This window comes from Lysinibacillus sp. NPDC097279 (genome assembly GCF_044761745.1).
In the GTDB taxonomy this organism is placed as follows: Bacteria; Bacillota; Bacilli; order Bacillales_A; family Planococcaceae; genus Lysinibacillus.
Map to the genome: position 1 here is coordinate 949,796 of NZ_JBIWDA010000001.1, position 16,162 is coordinate 965,957.

Genomic DNA, 16,162 nt, shown 5'->3' on the forward strand with positions numbered 1-16,162 from the left:
TCGGAAATTATAAATGGTAAGGAGGTGATTGATGTTGGCTGACTATATAAAAGAAATAAGAAAATTGGTTGGGACTAGACCTGTAATATTAGTTGGTTCTACGATCATTGTTATTAATAACAATAATGAGATATTACTTCAACATCGTTCAGATACAGAGGAGTGGGGACTGCCTGGCGGTGCAATGGAAATAGGAGAAAGTTTAGAGGAAACGGCTGCGCGAGAATTATTTGAAGAGACTGGATTAAGAGCTGAAAATTTTTTATTTCTTGATTTGCTATCTGGTCGAGAACTTTATTATAAATATCCTAATGGGGATGAAGTATTTAACGTTATAAGTGTTTATCTCGCTAAAGAGACATACGGTGAATTAGCTTTAACGGATGGGGAAAGTTTAGATTTAAAATATTTCGCACCAAAAGCTTTACCTTCTAATCTTGATGAACGGGCTCGATTGATTATTAAAAAACATTTTTATAATGTAGAGTCGGATCATTGGAAAAGTGAACACGAGATATTCGAAAAATAAAGGTAATTTAAAACGAAAAGTCGAGTAAAGAAGTTTTTTGATGAATACTAAAAATTAATGTCATACCGCAAAAAAGACCGCTAATACGGTCTTTTTTATTTACCTTTCCATAAGTTGAGAAATTAATTGATACTACGAAAGGTGACGTTTGATTCCTAGGTAGTATTCGACTGTTCGATGTAATACTGATTTTTAAAAAATAATTCGAAAATTTATGTTACGATAATGGGAAGAACGTATGTTAAATTTAGGGAAAAGGATGATGAATATGCATTCAAATTTTAATTTTACTAGTTTACCGATATTTACAACTGAACGTTTTATCTTGCGTAAAGCACAAGAAAATGATTGTCATGATCTTTTTGATTTGTATTCAAATGAGCAAGTGACGAGATATACGCCTTTAACCCCATTTACATCTATTGATGATGCGATGGATGAGTTGAATTGGTATGACACGATTTCCAAAGAACAGACTGGTTTTAGATGGGTAATTGAAGAAGCGGAGTCTAAAAAAGTAATAGGTACTTGTGGATTTTTGAATTATGAAAAAGAACATAATCGTATTGAGATTGGCTATGATTTAAATCATAGCTATTGGGGGAAGGGCGTTATGAAAGAAGCGATTAGTTGTATTATTCCATTTGCATTTTTGACGATGAAAATTAACAAAATAGAAGCAAAAGTGGAACCAGAAAATCTATCATCCATTAGATTGTTAGAAAAATTAAACTTTTATAAAGAGGGTGTATTAAGACAGCATGAATTTGAGAAGGGGAAATATATTGATTTAGCTATTTTCTCCATTTTAAAAAGTGAATATCAGTGATGTTTTGTTCAAAAAGTATCTCTATTCCATAATTGTGTATTTTCCGTTGGGGTCTTTATATTTTTTATTTTTAGAAATTTCCAAAAAAGTGAAACTTTCATAGTTTCTTTTCGTAGAAACTGGAAAATACTATTTTTTCTGGGAGGTAAATATGATTAAGTTTAGAGGCTACTTTCTTATATTAGTGTTCTTATTAACAGCCTGTACGCAGGATACAGTTATTCCTAAAGAACAAGAAAAAAGTGATGAAAATATTGTGACTACACCTGATGGTAAAATAACGTTTGAGGTTATTAATAACATTAAAATTCCCCAAGAAAAAGTAGAAACAATTAAAAAAGAGATACTTGCTGCATATGAAGTAATAAACAGTTCAATCCAAACTACATATGTTCCATCGGAAAGAATTCAAATATTTCTTAATGAAGGAAGTCAAATTTCATGGGGCTTCGCAAAGGAAATCCAGCTATATGACATTAAGGATAATCGATATCCACTTGTCCATGAAATGACACACTCTTTACTCGGTTATGGAAATAATTTTGATACAAGCAGTGGTTATTTTACGCAAGAAGGTTTTGCTTCTTATATGGAACAAAAATACGGAAATAATAAAATTAATTCTCATCGGTTAATGAAGTATTTTATGGATTCAAATAAATTAATCCCTATTATCAAGTTAATGGATATGAATGATGCTGCATCTTATTTTCGCCCAAATCTTACAAATCCAATTGAGGAGAGTATCCTAATGGCTCTAAGCTATAATCAATCCAATTCTTTTGTAACATATTTAATTGATACTTATGGAATAGAGAAATTTGAACAGATTTACAACGAAAAGGAATTGGATAAAAAGATAGAACAGGTTTACGGTAAAAATATTGATGAGTTAGAAAAGGAGTGGATAGCTATTATTAATAGCCAAACTGATCTAACAACAAATGAGAAATTAGTCAATGATCTCTATAATATTGTCTCAGTTATAGATAAAATAGATCCTAAATATTTTACAAAGGAATAATTTTTTAAAATCATTTATGGCGCCAAGGAAAGCTAATTGTAGTTTTCTAATCCCCACGCTTAAACTAAAAATCAAAGAGCGATTATTTCCATTCTATACTTTGAAGCTAATTGCATTTTACGTTCCAATATTATATTCTAACGTAATACATAAATTTGGAAATGAGATGATTGACGTGAATAGTTTAGAAAGAGCCAATAAAAGAAAAACAAGAGCTATGAAAATTTTGGATGAATTACAATTAATTCAAAAATGGAGTACTGTAGGGGACTGTTATTTAGTAGGAGCAACAGCTTATAATTTAATAGTGTCACCTGATATTGATATGGAGACATTTAGTGAAGAGCTAAATCCAGACAAAATTATGAAAGAATTAGCATCACTAATTAACAATAAAAACGTATTGGAACTAAAATTTAAAAATTATATGGAATCAGACTTTCAAGGCTTTTACTTTAAAATCATATATCTAGATAATCAGGAAGAGTGGAATATCGATATGTGGCTTTTTTCAAATGAACGTCAAGGCGCTCTCTCAAAAGATTTAGTACCTTTAATGAAAAAAGCATTATCTAATACTACTAGACAAGCTATTCTTGAAATTAAGGAAGCATTATTACAAGAGAATTTAATTTATTCATCAATATATATTTATCAGGCTGTATTAGATTATGGAGTGAGCAATGTCACTGATTTTTTAGCTTGGACGAAAAATCATAATACGAATGGGCTTATTCCATGGAAGCCTCAATAAGGTTTGATGATGTACTTAATGATAGGTACACCAAATTCACTTTGTTAGCGACTTTTTATGGACATAGTTGGCGATTTTACTTTGTTTTTTGAACATAGCTTTACAGTAATATTAGGTATATAAAGATGTAGGAGGTTTTTATGCCTGATTTAATGTTTATTCTTTTTTTAATTAACCTTTCATTATTTCTTTTACATGAAATGGATGCAATAAGACGCTCGGAGTGGCGGTTGTTTGTCATACTAAAAGATATGGAAGATTCAAAGGCTTATAGCGTATTTACATTGATTCACCTTTTTCTTTACGTGCTTATCCTTTCCTTACTTTTTAGTGAGTATCAACTAATAATTTTTTGGGTTCTTGATGTATTCTTTATCATTCATACAATACTGCACTTATTTTTTGAAAGGCACCCTCGAAATGAATTTAAAAATTCGTTTTCAAGATCCATTATTTATTCAATGGGGTTCCTTGCTATAATTCATTTATTATTTTTAATGTAGATTTAAGTCAATAAGATGTGGCTTTTTTATCTGGTCGTATATCTCCAAATTATGTATATTTATGTAAAGGAGGTATTGCAAATGAAGAAAATATTAATTGTACCATTTTTATTATTGCTAAGTATTCTTTTAGCAGCATGTAGTCAAGATAAGGAAAAAGAGAGTGGTGTTGAAAAAGAAGTTGCTGCTGAAAGCTCTACTGACAGTTTATCTGATGGAGAGCCACTAAAAGTTGATAAAGGGGTATTAAACGTTGAAGTAACGATACCCGGTACTTTTTTTGAGGGGCAAGATATTGATAAGGTTATAGCTGAAGCGAAAAATGATGGCATTAAAGAAGTTATAAAAAATGAAGATGGTTCTATCACTTATAAAATGTCTAAAGCAGAGCACAAAAAAATGATGAAGGAATTAGAAGAGGGGATTATTAAATCAGTAGAAGAGATTAAAACGAGTGAAGATTTTTCCTCTATTAAAGATGTAAGTTATAATAAAACATTTTCAGAATTTACATTGTCAGTCAACAAAGAAGAATTTGAAAACAGCCTAGATACAATTGCTTCTTTCGGACTTGCAATTACAGGTATGTATTATCAGTTATTTAATGGCGTAGATCCTGAAAAGTATAAGGTGACAGTCATCTTTAAAAATGAATCGAATGGTGAAGTAATTAATACCATTGTTTATCCAGATGATTTAAATGAGAAAAAGTAAAACAATGTTCCAGAAATAAATTACAAATAAAAACCAGAATAATTCTACGTTTGAAGAATTATTCTGGTTTATTTTGTTAAATTTACTGCGTTGCCAACCATTGATTAGAAGAAATGTTTAGTTTGAATTACAAATAGTACCTGTTTTTATTCCTGTAGGGCCATTAAATCCTGGTATTGTATCAATTACTGTATTTGTTGCGATATCTATCACTGACACAGTATTGTCAACCTGATTTGTAACATATGCATATTTTCCATCTGGTAAGATTGTTACTTGGTCAGGGGATAAACCAACAGGAATTGTTGCAATTACTAAATTTGTAGCGGTACTGATGACGGATACAGTATTACTACCTTTATTGACAATGTAAATAAGTATGCCATTAGGCGTTATTGCAGTTCCAACAGGACCTGTTCCAACTGGAATTGTATCAATTACAGTATTTGTCGCTGCATTAATGACTGAAACAGTGCTACTATTTTCATTTGTAACATAAGCAAACTGGCCATTAAGTGTGAAAACAATTGATCTAGGGCGAATTCCCACAGGGATTGTATCAATCACAGTATTCGTTGCCGTATTAATAACTGATACTGAATTTGAGTTTTCATTAGCCACGTAAGCAAATGCACTATTAGGCGTAAAGGCAATACCTTGAGGTTGGAGCCCTACTGGAATCGTAGCAGTTACAGTATTCGTCGCTGTATTAATGACAGATACAGTATTATCGCCGTGATTTGATACATAAGCAAGTGTGCCGTTCGGTGAAATTGCTACGCCAAGTGGATTAACTCCAACAGGTATAGTTGCAACTACCGTATTAGTAGCTGTATTAAAAACTGTTACATTATTGGAAAAGAGTGCAGGTACATATCCAAATTCACCATTTGGTGTAATCGCGACTTCAAGAGGAGCAGTACCTACTGGAATGGAAGCGACGATCGTATTAGTAGCTGTATCAATTACGGATACTCTGTTATCGGGAGTTTCTAATTGTCCAGCGTCTGTAACATATACGAGATAGTTACAGCTTGGTTGCACAGGTAAATATGGTGGTTTGCACTTACAATTACAACAAAATCCGCAACAATGACAATGACAATTAGGATTTGAAATAAATTTGAACTTGAACATTTTAAAATTGTTTGGGTCTTTATCCATACTGAACCTCCTTTCAAACGTATATTGATAGAATATGTAAACTAAACTAAGTTCCTTGTATGTTGTCCTAAACTATTATAAATAAGTTGCAAGTGCTATAGGCTTCTACAATTGGTTGGAGTAATCAAGAGTGGTACTTAAAAGATAATTTCAAAGAGGACTTTCATTAGAAAGAGGATGTAATTTTATAGGAAAGTGTTGTAGTAAAACATCATAGGAAAAATTAAAACTTGCTAATTATAAGCCCCGTTAAATAATACTTTTCGTTATTAAATTTTTTCACCTTTTTAAATCCACATTTTTCGTATCATCTAATGGCTCTTTCATACGAGATTTTTATAAGTAATTAATTCAAACCATGATAAACAATTCAATATTGCTACGAAAATATTAATCTAACAATAAACTTGTCACGAAATAAATTAGGGAATATTAGGTAAAATGTAGGTTGAATTTTCTGAAAAGAATAGTCAGAATTAAATTTAATAGATAGTTTGATATCACTGGAACGTATTAATTATATAAAAAGCATAATTCAAACATAAAAGCGTATTGAGGGGGATGAAGATGGGAAATGTGAACATTTTTGAATTTATTGGTGTTTCGACTGATCCTATTTATGAGGTGCTGAATCAGCTTAGTACTAATGAAGAAATCTTTATCGATAAATATATTATTCGCAGAACGGCTAAATTTTATGAGATTGAGAATAGAGATCTGCATGAATGCTTTAGAGAAAAAGAAGGTTGTTATCAATTTTTAAGCAAATTGCTAATAAAAAAATAAACTAATTTGCCATTCAAACATCAGGACAAATTGAACTGGCACGATAATGAAGGCTAAATTGTATTGTCAATCTTAAATCATTTAAATCACCTAGGTATATTGTCTATTTTACTTATTCTAATAAGAATACATTAAAAATGAGGCAGGAGGTGATTTTTTGTCGTTTAGTTTTAATAAGGGGAGAATAATAAACGATAGCAATAATGAATTTTTTCAATATGATATAAATAATATTAATCAATTTAGATTTAAATGTAATGAAAGTGGATGCTATAGTTACCCTTATAATGCTCAATATTTTTCTACATTTACTGGTCCAACTGGTCCAACTGGTCCAACTGGTCCGACCGGCCCACAAGGAATACAAGGGGTAACAGGAGCTACAGGTTCTCAGGGAGGTGTAACAGGGGCAACAGGGCCGCAAGGAATCCAAGGAGTAACGGGAGCCACAGGTGTGCAAGGAAATCAAGGAGTAACGGGAGCCACAGGTGTGCAAGGAATCCAAGGAGTAACAGGGGCCACAGGTGTGCAAGGAAACCAAGGAGAAACTGGGGCAACAGGACCTCAAGGAAACCAAGGAGAAACAGGGGTAACGGGTCCACAAGGAATTCAAGGAGTAACGGGAGCAACTGGCATACAAGGAATTCAAGGAGAAACAGGGGTAACGGGTCCACAAGGAATTCAAGGTATAATGGGAGTCACAGGTGTGCAAGGAATCCAGGGAGAAACTGGAGCAAAAGGTCTCCAAGGAATCGAAGGCATACCAGGAGCAACTGGCCCGCAAGGAAACCAAGGAGAAACAGGGGTAACGGGTCCACAAGGAATTCAAGGTATAACTGGAGCCACAGGTGTGCAAGGAATTCAAGGAGTAACGGGAGTCACAGGTGTGCAAGGAATCCAAGGAGTAACGGGAGCCACAGGTGTGCAAGGAAATCAAGGAGTAACGGGAGCCACAGGTGTGCAAGGAATCCAAGGATTACCAGGGGCCACAGGTGTGCAAGGAATCCAAGGAGTAACGGGAGCTACAGGTGTGCAAGGAATCCAAGGAGTAACGGGAGCCACAGGTGTGCAAGGAATCCAAGGAGTAACGGGAGCCACAGGTGTGCAAGGAATCCAGGGAGCAACTGGCATGCAAGGAATTCAAGGAGAAACAGGGGTAACGGGTCCACAAGGAATTCAAGGAGAAACAGGGATAACGGGTCCACAAGGAATTCAAGGTATAACTGGAGCCACAGGTGTGCAAGGAATCCAAGGAGTAACGGGAGCTACAGGTGTGCAAGGAATCCAAGGAGTAACGGGAGCTACAGGTGTGCAAGGAATCCAAGGGTTAACAGGGGCCACAGGTGTGCAAGGAATCCAAGGAGTAACGGGAGCCACAGGTGTGCAAGGAATCCAAGGAGTAACGGGAACCACAGGTGTGCAAGGAATCCAAGGAGTAACGGGAGCTACAGGTGTGCAAGGAATCCAAGGAGTAACGGGAGCCACAGGTGTGCAAGGAATCCAAGGAGTAACGGGAGCTACAGGTGTGCAAGGAATCCAAGGAGTTACGGGAGCCACAGGTGTACAAGGAACCCAAGGAGTAACGGGAGCCACAGGTGTGCAAGGAATTCAAGGAGTAACTGGGGCAACAGGAGCCAGTGGGCCTAGGTTAATGGAAGTCTTTTTCTCTACTGATCAGTCAGTTGGTAATAATGACTTTCTTGGAACAGGTACTTCATCAGCATCATTTATTAGGAGTTCAATTGTCATTCCGCTAAATGCTACAATTACAAGCATTACTCTAAATATAAGAGATCACACTTTAAGCGCTGGACAAACAGCTTCAGCTCAAGTATTTACAAGTACAAACTGTGGATTTACTGCACCAGTAGCTACAGGAGTTAGAGCTACAGTTACAGGCCCAAGTTCTTCTACAACACCGAATTGTTGTGCAACACAATCTGCAAATTTAGCTATAAGTGGATGTACACTTTTATCAGTACAAGTAACTACCACTGGTGGTGCTTTCTCAAATGGTGTTTCCGTAACTATCTTATTGTCTACTTAAGAAATTAATTATTTTTGACTAAAAATCAATTGATTTTTTATAAGATTATTAATAATGTTATAAATATTTTAATTATCTAAATATTAAAAGGCTCTGGAAATTTTACACTATGTAAAACTATCCGAGCCTATTTTTAATTGAGAGAGGTAAAAGTATCTATTATAAGCTATTACCGTTCCAAATAAATAAACAAATTTCTTTGGGTATACTGTTTTACTATAAAAACCAAATATTGTATGATTTTATTAATAAATTGATTCAGATAGTTAGGGGGATTATTATTGGATATCGAGTTTATTAACAGCAAGATTTCAGAACACTTATTAAGTGGTACACTTGAAGTAAGTTTATTTCTAATTGAAAAGATTAAAACACATGAACATTTAGATTATTTTTCATTTAAGCCATCTTTAAGTCGGTCTTTGCAAATCGATATTGTAAATATTATTCATCCAACTATTCATAAATTAGTGGGGAAAGAGCAAGTTGAATTTAATGAAAATGGTCGACCAAATGGAGTTGTAGAATACTGTATGTCATCATATATAGGGGTTACATATGATAATTTATTCGAAAGATTACAAGAACCTGGAGAAACGTTGAGTGAGGATACGCAAAAAGATTTATACTGTATTAAAATTGAAATAGAATCGGGGAAATTCGCTTATTTTTTAAATCGTATACCTCAACTAAAAAAGTTTACTAAAGGACTTTGGGGAACAATAGCAGATGCTACTTTTAGAAAAGTATCAGACTCATTTATAGGAATTGAACCAGGGTTTGATTTACTTATTTTTGAAGACGAAGTACTTGTAATTAATAATGTCGCTATGCAAAGAATATTTGATTTAAAAACAAAGTATGTTCAGAATACGAATTCTGTATTAACGGTCTTTGAAGAAACGAATAAGTTAGAAGGATTTGAACAGTTTAAAAATGATAGTATTGAGGATGGAAATATTGTAAAGAGGGTTTCAAGATTACTGACAAGGCCTGAGAGAATGACTAGGTTTGTTGACAATTTTGATAAAGTTGAAGAAATTATTATGGAGTTTGATTTAAATATTGAGTTAAATGAAGAAAAAACGAAAATAAAATATACTGATAAAAAACAATTAAATGATATAGTCAAATTACTAAACGATGCTTATTATAAAACGGTATTAACAGGTGAAAGAGGAAGAGATGACTTGAGGTAATTTATAAAGAAAGGGTGGGAGAAAATTGACAAATCTTTTTAAATTATTTTTATTCATATCGTCCTACTCGCCATTATATTTAATTGTAGCAATATCACTATACCCCTATGAAAAATTTAACATACATTCAATTTTTGAAGATAAAGTAACTGTTATAGTTTATATAATTTTAATCGTATTATTTATTATTTCATTTTTACCTATTTGGTATATAAATAAATGCGAATTGAATAGCACAATCGTAAGTGAACGTGTAACACGAAAAAATGAAGAAATATTAAGTTATTTAGTCACATATATTGTGCCTTTATTGGCAATCGATATAAACGAAAAAAGTACATTGGTTACAAATGGAATATTGTTTCTTTTGATTGGGTATTTATATATTAAGTCGAATTTAATACATGTTAATATAACGTTTTTAATATTTGGATGGAATACTTATGAGGATGAGCTTGGACGAATTATAATTTCGAAGGAAAGTCCAGACTATTTTAATAGAATGAAAATGGGTGGAAATAATATACGAGTTAGAAAAATGGCTAATAATATTTATTTGCATAGAGCCTAATACAAGTGAGAAGATCATAAAAAATAAAACGCCCTTTAGACATCTGGCTATAACTTCGAGCAGCCTGATGTCATTGCAAAAGGCGTTTTATTATAGATATAGATTTTACGTATTCTAAAAATGCAACATAAATTGCCAATATGTATGTGGTCTTTTGTATTGATGAAAATAACTAATGGTACATAGTATATATGTCTATTTCCATTGTCCTTACTTGAATATCGTAGTAAAAACAAGGAGGGATTTTATTAATGGGATGTAGAGGTTGTAATCAGGGGATGACTCATCATCATGCAAACAATAATATGTGTGGTTGTGAAAAAAATCAATGTTTCTTTAGATTTAAGGCACCATGTATTCCAGAAATGAATGGGGTAATTCCACCGCCACCAGTAAATAACGGTAGGGTGTGTGAAATTTATTTAGCTACAGATGAAGCTATAGCGAATGGACAATATTTAGGATTAGGTACCGCATCTGCTCTATTTCCACGAAATACGGTTGTTATACCAGAAAATGCAATCATAACAGGAATAGTTCTAAACGTACGTGATAATACTTTAACAGCCGAAGATACTGTTACAGCTGAAGTAGTAATTAGTAGAAGCTGTGGTTTTACGGACCCGATTTCAACAGGTGTTATTGCTACTGTAACAGGTCCAAATACTGAAGAAACTCCTAACTGTTGTGGTTCCGCAACAGCTAGTTATCCTGTAAATAAGTGTGACTTATTATCTGTGAGAATTGTAACAGGTGATGGGGCGCTTCCTTTTGGCGCAGCAGTAACTGTTATGTATGTTTTACCATAAAAAATTTCAAGCCACATCTCAAGGTGTGGCTTTTTTATTTACGAGAAATGGGTTTGTGCAAAATTGAAGTAATTACATAGTTATTTTAAAAATAAAATGAACTGGATAAGAAAATGTTTGTATTGATATTTAAGTTGAAAGTATAGATATTTTAAAAAAGGAAAGTGTATTACTGGAGGTGATTATTATGACGAAGAATAAACAAACCAAAAAGGCTGTAGAACGAGAAGAATTTGGAAATGATTTAAGCCCTGATGATTTAGATGTACGTGAAGATAATGATCTTACAAAAGAACAAGTTAAAAATGCGAATGAAAAGAATGAACAACAAGGTGAAAAACAGTAAATAAAAATGAACAAAACCCCAGATAACACTGGGGTTTTGTGCTGTTAATGGCTTCTTAACCGCACAACTAAATTTTTTTACTTTTTCTCATCAATTTTAATGCATCTAATTAGACGCTGTCATATCATAATTCTTTGCAAGGCTTTATCAGTTCATTAACCGCTAGTGCTCAAAGTTAATTAGTGAATTTAGATAACTTCGCAAATTGTTCTGGCGTAATATTTTTTACTTTATACGATATTACTGCTTTATTTGAAATCACTTTATATATAGTTGAAGCTTCACTAGAAGGTATTCGAAAAGTTATGGTAATTAGTTTGTAGGGAGGATTATGTGCACCTTCAAAAGTAATAACTCTTAAAGTAACATCATAAAAATCATTTTGTCTATTTCTTTCAATTTTTTCGATTCTTTCAGAAGTAAATAATTGATTATCTCCGTATGAAGACATTGTTTCAAGAATGGATTGACCTAATTCACGCAGAAATGCTAATTCAATTACACTTGGTGGTTGATCTTGTGGAAAATATTCTGTATCGGATTGAGCAAATGCATAATTAATGACGAAGCAAAATATTAAAAGTAATGAGATGATTATTTTTTTCTCATTATACAAATTCCTTTCAGCATTTGCCCTTGTTATATGTAGATGCAAGGAATTTTATGTATCAGATAGTTCTTTAGAAAAACAAAAATTGAGCTTGGTGGTCTTCAAAAGTCCAGAAATTTGCATGGTAGTAGTATGAACAGAAAAAATATTGATTTAAATGATGAGGAAGCCGTTTGGTTGCATCTTTTAATTTTATTTTTTGATATAATTACCATTAAATACAATAACAGTAGGGGGAATAATCTCAAACAAAAAGAATGCCTATATCAATGTTACAGATATAGGCGAAGTTTAAAATTAATCCATTTTTAACAATGAATACATATTAATATTGATGAAACGCTCATTAGGTTCTTCGTATTGTCGATGTTGACCTTCGAACATGAAATTAAGTTTTTGTAACACTTTAATAGAATTTACATTTGCAGGCTCCACTTTTGCTTCAATTTTATTTAATTGTAAAGTGTTGAAAGCGTAATCTAGGAGTGCCTTTATAGCCTTTGGAGCGAACCCGATGCCCCAATACGCTTTTGCCAGATCATAACCAATTTCTGCCTTGCCATTTTCAAAATCTATAAAATTGAATCCACATGTTCCAATTATTTCGTTGGATTTTCTTTCAATCATGCTAAAGCGAATTGCCTCATTTGCCTGGGCCAATTCTTCAAGTAGTTCAATCATTTCTTTTGCTTGCGCTTCATGTGTAAAGCTAGTAATGTTCATATATTTTGTTACATCAGGGTCAGACCAAATTTTAAACAAGCTATGTGAGTCTGAAATGTCCATTCTTCTTAAATGAAGTCTTTGAGTATTTAGTTCTTTTATCAACACGTATACCTCCAATATTTTTAATCAATGAGATAAAAAATATTGCCATCTGCGCATAGTTCAGTCCCTTCAAAGTTGTATAGTTTAATGATACCAAGCGTAACAAAATAAAGGAATAATAAATTGATTAACAACTTGAAGAAAAAAAGCCGAGAAAAACAAAAAAATTATGTTAAATCATTTTCAGGAGGATACAAATTGAAGAAAACTTTTTCAATAATGATTCTTTTACTAATAGTTCTATCTGTAAATTATTTTAAAGATACAATAATTGAATCAGTTGATGATTCTCCTCAAAAAGTAGAGCGATTTTTTGATAAAGAAGAAATTTATGAAACAGCACATGAAAAATATGGGGTTTATAGCATGGGGGTAGATCAAAAAGATAAATTATTACTTGTAAGTCTGAATGTCTCCAATTATGTATACAAGGAAGATGTAGAAAAATATTTTGAACAACAACTATTTATCCATGGTTTAAAAGAATATAGTATTGAAGTATATTTATACGAAAATGGAAATAGATAACGAGGTGATCTAATGAAATCAATATTAGCAAAAATTAAAGAAAGTTTTATAAATACTACACCAAAAGTTTCTAACAAAGTATGCTATTTTTGTAAGCGTGAAGCATCCGATTTACGAAATTATAAAAATGAGAGAAGCCAAAAAATCAAAGTGTGCTTTTTATGTGTTGAATATGCAGAGAGAAGAGCTTATCGTAAGTAAAACATATTTTATCTTCTTTTCGGTGATATTACATAGCTAGGTGATGCAATTGTTCAATAGAATGCATGCATTTAGAAAGCTTTGAATTATCCATAAGATTAATTAGAGCAATAACATTAACTAAAGTGATTATCAAACGAGGGGGATTCGAATGATTAAATATCCATTTTTAGAAGATGGGGCAACAATTGGTGTTACAGCACCGTCATCGGGGATACCAAGTGAACTGCATGACTTATTAAAAAGTGCATGCACTCGGTTGGAAAAGGAAGGATATAAAGTTTTTTGTGGAGAAACAGCTTGGACTCAAGATAAAGCAAAGTCTGCTTCAGCTAAAAAGCGTGCTGAAGAGTTTAATTACATGATTTCTAATGATGAAATCCAAATTATTATTCCACCATGGGGTGGTGAATTACTTATTGAAACACTTGAATTTATTAACTTTGAAACTATCCCGACTAAATGGGTATTAGGCTACTCAGATATTAGTCTTTTATTATTGGCTATAACGTTAAAAACAGGTATAGCTACGGCACATGGAACGAATTTAATAGATTTAAGAGGAGAATATGTTGATAACACGACAGCGATGTGGCAGTCGGTTTTATCTTTAAAAAATGGTGAATCAATCCTCCAACATTCTTCAAATCAATATCAAAAGGAGTGGGATTTTGACAAACCTAGTCCATATGTTTTTCATTTTACAGAGAAAACATACTGGAAAACAACGCAAGAGAAGGGTGCTAAAATACAGGGGCCTTTACTTGGAGGATGTATTGATACGATAAGGCATCTAATTGGAACAGAATTTGGTAATATACACAACTTTAATAAGACGTTTATTAAAGGTGAATCTATTATTTGGTTTTTTGAGAACTGTGAGTTATCTACTACCGATTTACGTAGGACACTTGTTCAAATGAGATTAGCTGGATGGTTTACAAATTGTTCAGGCATTATGTTCGGTAGAAGTAATGCAGAAATCTCTGTTGCAAATTATACCGTCGAGGATGTCTATGGGGAGCTTTCGAAGGAGCTTGAAATGCCGATTATATACGACATTGATTGTGGTCACTTACCGCCCCAAATTACACTAATAAACGGAGCATTTGCAGAAGTGCAAACGTATAATGGTAAAGGGACTATTTTACAACACTTTATTTAACCATGTTATAAGGAGCCACTTGGAAAGAAACTATTTAAGGGTCACCCTGGGATAGTGGCGACCCTAAGAAACAAATCAGGAGGAAGTTAAACTATTTAGCTTAACACTATTATTTATATGCAGCATACCATTAGGTTTTATAGTTAATTGCCTTTGAAAAATAAAAAAGTATAAAGAGGCTCTTAAATTTAGAGAAACTATTCTCGTAGGTATTGTCAAAAAAAAATCCTAGCACTGCAATCTGTATGAAATAATGCAACATAAATTTTTATGTAAAAGACTTATAGTAGCCTTTATAAGGACTAGTGGGGATATGAAGTATTATTGAGTTGTGGTCGTGGAAACTACTTATAGTGACCTGTACGCCAATAGATAATGTCCATTGGAGTGCAGGTCTAGTTAATAAGTATGTTAAGTGAAATAAATAACTTTTAATATTTTAATGGTGATTCACCTTTTGTAATTCCCACTCACTACGTAAAATGCCCATTTTAATTGCATCCCCAATTTTTCAGCTACTCGCATCATTCTTTCATTACCAGACCAAGTAGACATACCTAGGCGATGAAGAGTAGTTTTTTCAAAAAGATAATCGATCCATATGCTATAAGCCTCTGAACCGTAACCACCATTCCAGTATTCCGAATTATATGTAACAATCCCTGTTTCAAGCCAATTCGTATTTTTGTCAACCCAATAAGCACCGACAACTCCGATAAATTGGTCATTTACTGCCATGACTAATGTACTTGGAACACCTTCAAACAATTGTTAATCATTGGCCCATTCCTTTAAAAACTCAGTTTTGGTCATTTGTTTTTCGGGAATATACGGTCCATTCCATTTTTTCGCGGCTTGTCCTTTATCTACATATTTCCAATAATAAATTGCTTCTAAATCTTCCATTGTAGCTGTTCGTAAAATAACTCTTCTACCTTTTTTATGAATCATTATCATTCTCCTTTAGTTACCTAAAAAATAACTAATTTTATAATATCATACACAGTTTTGTAAGTTGATAAAATTACATTGGTTATATGTAAATGTTGACTAATATTATATACTTGTCTGAATTTAGAGGAGTTCCGCTCTTCTTGTCGAATTAGTACATAAATGGAGGGATACTATTGTTAACCAAAATTAGAAAAGTTAAGTTTGAAAAGGAAAGAAAAAATCCTATTTATAATGTTGTTATGGAATGTCCAGATGGGAAGGAACTTTTTGTTAAGTTTGATTATACTTACGCTACAAAAAACTTTTGGCCATTAGAAGTAAATTATAATAAGAAAAATTACGGTGCTAAACTAGCATGGTATACAAGAGAAGTGGAAAATATGACGGTTGAATTATTCCTAGAAACCATTGCAGGCAAGATAAACAAAAAATATAACTTTGTACTACAGCATTCGTAATTTTAAAAATTTCTTTTAGGTCCTTCACAGCTCGTTGTAAGGGCTTTTTTGTATAAAATGAATAAAACCTGTTATGTAGAAGTACTTGTTACTGTGTGGAGACTCTTTCAGGCATATAATAAGCAAAATTTAAGAGAAAAAGT

At 32.8% G+C, this 16,162-nt stretch carries 20 protein-coding genes and 1 pseudogene; 16 read left to right on the top strand and 5 right to left on the bottom strand.

What is annotated here, in order from left to right; genetic code table 11:
* Positions 1-31: 31 nt before the first annotated feature.
* From ACIQ1H_RS04650 to ACIQ1H_RS04675, 6 genes are all read left to right on the top strand, one after another.
* Positions 32-529, top strand: a complete 498-nt coding sequence (locus tag ACIQ1H_RS04650) for an NUDIX hydrolase (RefSeq protein WP_402886866.1) — start codon at positions 32-34, stop codon at positions 527-529.
* A gap of 268 nt (positions 530-797) precedes the next feature.
* On the top strand, positions 798-1,358 hold the full coding sequence (locus ACIQ1H_RS04655; protein ID WP_402886868.1) for a GNAT family N-acetyltransferase: 561 nt from the start codon (positions 798-800) through the stop codon (positions 1,356-1,358).
* 151 nt (positions 1,359-1,509) lie between these two features.
* Positions 1,510-2,382 (top strand): gluzincin family metallopeptidase, encoded by an 873-nt coding sequence (locus ACIQ1H_RS04660; RefSeq protein ID WP_402886870.1) that lies wholly within the window; start codon positions 1,510-1,512, stop codon positions 2,380-2,382.
* Positions 2,383-2,557: 175 nt separating this feature from the next.
* The gene (locus ACIQ1H_RS04665; RefSeq protein WP_402886872.1) at positions 2,558-3,136 is read left to right on the top strand and encodes a hypothetical protein; all 579 of its coding nucleotides are present in this window, start codon (positions 2,558-2,560) and stop codon (positions 3,134-3,136) included.
* A gap of 152 nt (positions 3,137-3,288) precedes the next feature.
* Positions 3,289-3,639 (top strand): DUF6713 family protein, encoded by a 351-nt coding sequence (locus ACIQ1H_RS04670; RefSeq protein ID WP_402888547.1) that lies wholly within the window; start codon positions 3,289-3,291, stop codon positions 3,637-3,639.
* 81 nt (positions 3,640-3,720) lie between these two features.
* Positions 3,721-4,353 carry a hypothetical protein gene (locus ACIQ1H_RS04675; RefSeq protein WP_402886874.1) on the top strand — a complete coding sequence of 211 codons (633 nt, stop codon included), beginning with the start codon at positions 3,721-3,723 and terminating at the stop codon, positions 4,351-4,353.
* Between the two features lie 117 nt (positions 4,354-4,470).
* Here the strand turns inward: ACIQ1H_RS04675 and ACIQ1H_RS04680 are convergent.
* Positions 4,471-5,409 (bottom strand): annotated as a pseudogene (locus tag ACIQ1H_RS04680) (beta-propeller fold lactonase family protein); the annotation flags it as partial.
* Between the two features lie 675 nt (positions 5,410-6,084).
* On the opposite strand from ACIQ1H_RS04680, the gene ACIQ1H_RS04685 reads away from it, so the two are divergent.
* The 6 genes from ACIQ1H_RS04685 to ACIQ1H_RS04710 all read left to right on the top strand — a co-directional run bounded on the left by ACIQ1H_RS04685 (position 6,085) and on the right by ACIQ1H_RS04710 (position 11,275).
* Positions 6,085-6,303 carry a hypothetical protein gene (locus ACIQ1H_RS04685; protein WP_172771810.1) on the top strand — a complete coding sequence of 73 codons (219 nt, stop codon included), beginning with the start codon at positions 6,085-6,087 and terminating at the stop codon, positions 6,301-6,303.
* A gap of 157 nt (positions 6,304-6,460) precedes the next feature.
* Entirely contained in the window at positions 6,461-8,350 is a 1,890-nt protein-coding gene (locus ACIQ1H_RS04690) for a collagen-like domain-containing protein (protein WP_402886876.1), read from the top strand.
* Between the two features lie 281 nt (positions 8,351-8,631).
* A complete protein-coding gene (locus ACIQ1H_RS04695) occupies positions 8,632-9,549 on the top strand; it encodes a DUF4868 domain-containing protein (RefSeq protein WP_402886878.1) in 918 nt (305 codons plus the stop codon).
* A 25-nt stretch (positions 9,550-9,574) separates the two neighbouring features.
* The gene (locus ACIQ1H_RS04700; protein WP_402886880.1) at positions 9,575-10,120 is read left to right on the top strand and encodes a hypothetical protein; all 546 of its coding nucleotides are present in this window, start codon (positions 9,575-9,577) and stop codon (positions 10,118-10,120) included.
* Between the two features lie 251 nt (positions 10,121-10,371).
* The gene (locus ACIQ1H_RS04705; protein WP_402886882.1) at positions 10,372-10,929 is read left to right on the top strand and encodes a hypothetical protein; all 558 of its coding nucleotides are present in this window, start codon (positions 10,372-10,374) and stop codon (positions 10,927-10,929) included.
* 187 nt (positions 10,930-11,116) lie between these two features.
* A complete protein-coding gene (locus ACIQ1H_RS04710) occupies positions 11,117-11,275 on the top strand; it encodes a hypothetical protein (protein ID WP_402886884.1) in 159 nt (52 codons plus the stop codon).
* A gap of 175 nt (positions 11,276-11,450) precedes the next feature.
* Here ACIQ1H_RS04710 and ACIQ1H_RS04715 read toward each other — a convergent pair whose 3' ends face one another.
* Together ACIQ1H_RS04715 and ACIQ1H_RS04720 are read right to left on the bottom strand one after the other, a co-directional pair.
* A complete protein-coding gene (locus tag ACIQ1H_RS04715) occupies positions 11,451-11,891 on the bottom strand; it encodes a DUF3888 domain-containing protein (RefSeq protein WP_402886886.1) in 441 nt (146 codons plus the stop codon).
* A 291-nt stretch (positions 11,892-12,182) separates the two neighbouring features.
* The gene (locus ACIQ1H_RS04720) at positions 12,183-12,713 is read right to left on the bottom strand and encodes a GNAT family N-acetyltransferase (RefSeq protein WP_402886888.1); all 531 of its coding nucleotides are present in this window, start codon (positions 12,711-12,713) and stop codon (positions 12,183-12,185) included.
* A 198-nt stretch (positions 12,714-12,911) separates the two neighbouring features.
* On the opposite strand from ACIQ1H_RS04720, the gene ACIQ1H_RS04725 reads away from it, so the two are divergent.
* The 3 genes from ACIQ1H_RS04725 to ACIQ1H_RS04735 all read left to right on the top strand — a co-directional run bounded on the left by ACIQ1H_RS04725 (position 12,912) and on the right by ACIQ1H_RS04735 (position 14,607).
* The gene (locus ACIQ1H_RS04725; protein WP_402886890.1) at positions 12,912-13,241 is read left to right on the top strand and encodes a YolC/YozM family protein; all 330 of its coding nucleotides are present in this window, start codon (positions 12,912-12,914) and stop codon (positions 13,239-13,241) included.
* A 12-nt stretch (positions 13,242-13,253) separates the two neighbouring features.
* Entirely contained in the window at positions 13,254-13,442 is a 189-nt protein-coding gene (locus ACIQ1H_RS04730; RefSeq protein ID WP_402886892.1) for a hypothetical protein, read from the top strand.
* Between the two features lie 151 nt (positions 13,443-13,593).
* Complete coding sequence (locus ACIQ1H_RS04735; RefSeq protein ID WP_402886894.1) at positions 13,594-14,607, top strand: S66 family peptidase; 1,014 nt, start codon at positions 13,594-13,596, stop codon at positions 14,605-14,607.
* Between the two features lie 450 nt (positions 14,608-15,057).
* On the opposite strand, the gene ACIQ1H_RS04740 is transcribed toward ACIQ1H_RS04735, so the two are convergent.
* Positions 15,058-15,375, bottom strand: coding sequence for a GNAT family N-acetyltransferase (locus tag ACIQ1H_RS04740; protein ID WP_402886896.1), 318 nt, complete (start codon positions 15,373-15,375; stop codon positions 15,058-15,060).
* Between the two features lie 3 nt (positions 15,376-15,378).
* Positions 15,379-15,558 (bottom strand): hypothetical protein, encoded by a 180-nt coding sequence (locus ACIQ1H_RS04745; RefSeq protein WP_402886898.1) that lies wholly within the window; start codon positions 15,556-15,558, stop codon positions 15,379-15,381.
* A 176-nt stretch (positions 15,559-15,734) separates the two neighbouring features.
* Between ACIQ1H_RS04745 and ACIQ1H_RS04750 the strand changes: the two genes are divergently transcribed.
* The gene (locus ACIQ1H_RS04750; protein ID WP_402886899.1) at positions 15,735-16,019 is read left to right on the top strand and encodes a hypothetical protein; all 285 of its coding nucleotides are present in this window, start codon (positions 15,735-15,737) and stop codon (positions 16,017-16,019) included.
* Positions 16,020-16,162: the final 143 nt, after the last annotated feature.

Bases quoted from the DNA above. Each gene is read 5' to 3' on its own strand.
- ACIQ1H_RS04655 (WP_402886868.1), top strand. From the start codon at position 798: ATGCATTCAAATTTTAATTTTACTAGTTTACCGATATTTACAACTGAA.
- ACIQ1H_RS04650 (WP_402886866.1), top strand. From the start codon at position 32: ATGTTGGCTGACTATATAAAAGAAATAAGAAAATTGGTTGGGACTAGA.
- ACIQ1H_RS04675 (WP_402886874.1), top strand. From the start codon at position 3,721: ATGAAGAAAATATTAATTGTACCATTTTTATTATTGCTAAGTATTCTT.
- ACIQ1H_RS04730 (WP_402886892.1), top strand. From the start codon at position 13,254: ATGAAATCAATATTAGCAAAAATTAAAGAAAGTTTTATAAATACTACA.
- ACIQ1H_RS04660 (WP_402886870.1), top strand. From the start codon at position 1,510: ATGATTAAGTTTAGAGGCTACTTTCTTATATTAGTGTTCTTATTAACA.
- ACIQ1H_RS04670 (WP_402888547.1), top strand. From the start codon at position 3,289: ATGTTTATTCTTTTTTTAATTAACCTTTCATTATTTCTTTTACATGAA.
- ACIQ1H_RS04685 (WP_172771810.1), top strand. From the start codon at position 6,085: ATGGGAAATGTGAACATTTTTGAATTTATTGGTGTTTCGACTGATCCT.
- ACIQ1H_RS04705 (WP_402886882.1), top strand. From the start codon at position 10,372: ATGGGATGTAGAGGTTGTAATCAGGGGATGACTCATCATCATGCAAAC.
- ACIQ1H_RS04745 (WP_402886898.1), bottom strand. From the start codon at position 15,558: ATGATTCATAAAAAAGGTAGAAGAGTTATTTTACGAACAGCTACAATG.
- ACIQ1H_RS04710 (WP_402886884.1), top strand. From the start codon at position 11,117: ATGACGAAGAATAAACAAACCAAAAAGGCTGTAGAACGAGAAGAATTT.
- ACIQ1H_RS04735 (WP_402886894.1), top strand. From the start codon at position 13,594: ATGATTAAATATCCATTTTTAGAAGATGGGGCAACAATTGGTGTTACA.